Here is a 329-nt window from a genome sequence, read left to right as displayed (position 1 = left end):
GCATCAGTAAGTTCGAGCCAATCAGCCTCAGTCAGCTCAAGTGAATCGGCTTCAGCAAGTTCGAGTCAGTCCGCCTCAATAAGCTCGAGTCAATCAGCATCTGCAAGCTCGAGTCAATCTGCATCATTGAGTGCAAGTCAATCCGCTTCAGTCAGTGCAAGTCAGTCAGCTTCGGCAAGTGCCAGCCAGTCAGCGTCTGTAAGCGCAAGTGAATCGGCATCAGTAAGTGCCAGCCAATCCGCTTCAGCAAGTTCGAGTCAATCTGCTTCAGCGAGTGCCAGTCAATCAGCCTCAGCGAGCGCTAGCCAATCCGCCTCTGTAAGCTCAAG

1 protein-coding gene is annotated in these 329 nt (G+C 52.6%); it reads left to right on the top strand.

Annotation, left to right across the window (positions count from 1 at the left end; genetic code table 11):
• On the top strand, window positions 1-329 hold a 329-nt coding region (locus B7717_RS00010), incomplete at both ends, for a hypothetical protein (protein ID WP_193432023.1).

This window comes from Streptococcus oralis subsp. oralis (genome assembly GCF_002096495.1).
Taxonomy (GTDB): domain Bacteria; phylum Bacillota; class Bacilli; order Lactobacillales; family Streptococcaceae; genus Streptococcus; species Streptococcus oralis_CU.
Note: the sequence above shows the minus strand (reverse complement) of the source record. Positions and strands in the feature narration are given on the sequence as shown.